The organism is Streptomyces bungoensis, from assembly GCF_001514215.1.
Classification (GTDB): Bacteria; Actinomycetota; Actinomycetes; order Streptomycetales; family Streptomycetaceae; genus Streptomyces; species Streptomyces bungoensis.
Genome location: NZ_KQ948899.1, coordinates 1 through 1,518 on the forward strand (window position 1 = coordinate 1; position 1,518 = coordinate 1,518).

The 1,518-nt window shown below is 70.0% G+C and carries 1 protein-coding gene; it reads left to right on the plus strand.

The features are described from left to right. Nucleotides 1-2 precede the first annotated feature (2 nt). Nucleotides 3-1,518: 2-oxoacid:acceptor oxidoreductase subunit alpha (locus tag AQJ66_RS36510; RefSeq protein WP_079060628.1), on the plus strand; the 1,516-nt coding region annotated here is incomplete at its 3' end.

Sequence of the window (1,518 nt, forward strand, 5' to 3'; positions counted from 1 at the left end):
TCATCCGGTTCGCCGGTGACTCCGGTGACGGCATGCAGCTCACCGGTGACCGCTTCACCTCGGAGACGGCCACCTTCGGCAACGACCTCTCCACCCTCCCGAACTTCCCGGCCGAGATCCGCGCCCCCGCCGGCACCCTGCCCGGCGTGTCCTCCTTCCAGCTGCACTTCGCCGACCACGACATCCTCACGCCCGGTGACGCGCCGAACGTGCTGGTGGCGATGAACCCGGCCGCGCTGAAGGCCAACGTCGGCGACCTGCCGCGCGGCGCCGAGATCATCGTCAACACCGACGAGTTCACCAAACGGGCCCTGCAGAAGGTGGGCTACGACAGCTCGCCGCTGGAGGACGGCTCCCTCGACGGCTACCGGGTGCACGCCGTCCCGCTGACGACGCTCACCGTCGAGGCGCTGAAGGAGTTCGACCTCTCCCGCAAGGAGGCCGAACGCAGCAAGAACATGTTCGCCCTGGGCCTGCTGTCCTGGATGTACCACCGGCCCACCGAGGGCACCGAGAAGTTCCTGACCTCGAAGTTCGCCAAGAAGCCCGACATCGCCAAGGCCAACATCGCCGCGTTCCGCGCGGGCTGGAACTTCGGCGAGACCACCGAGGACTTCGCGGTCTCCTACGAGGTGGCCCCCGCCGCCCAGGCCTTCCCGGCCGGCACCTACCGCAACATCTCCGGCAACCTCGCCCTGGCCTACGGCCTGGTCACCGCCTCGGTCCAGGCGGACCTGCCGCTGTTCCTGGGGTCGTACCCGATCACCCCGGCCTCGGACATCCTGCACGAACTGTCCAAGCACAAGAACTTCGGTGTGCGCACCTTCCAGGCCGAGGACGAGATCGCCGGCATCGGCGCCGCCCTGGGCGCCGCCTTCGGCGGCTCACTGGCGGTCACCACCACCTCCGGACCCGGTGTCGCGCTCAAGAGCGAGACGATCGGTCTGGCGGTGTCGCTGGAGCTGCCCCTGCTGGTCGTCGACATCCAGCGCGGCGGCCCGTCGACGGGTCTGCCGACGAAGACCGAGCAGGCGGACCTGCTGCAGGCGATGTACGGCCGCAACGGCGAGGCCCCCGTCCCGGTCGTCGCACCGAAGACCCCGGCGGACTGCTTCGACGCCGCTTTGGAGGCCGCCCGGATCGCGCTGACGTACCGGACCCCGGTCTTCCTGCTCTCCGACGGCTACCTCGCCAACGGCTCCGAACCCTGGCGCATCCCGGAGCAGGACGAGTTGCCCGACCTGCGGGTGCAGTTCGCCTCCGGCCCGAACCACACGCTTCAGGACGGCACCGAGGTCTTCTGGCCGTACAAGCGCGACCCGCAGACCCTGGCCCGTCCGTGGGCGGTCCCGGGCACGCCGGGCCTGGAGCACCGCATCGGCGGCATCGAGAAGCAGGACGGCACGGGCAACATCTCCTACGACCCCGCCAACCACGACTTCATGGTCCGCACCCGCCAGGCCAAGGTCGACGGCATCGACGTCCCGGACGTGGAGGTCGACGACCCGCACGGCGCCC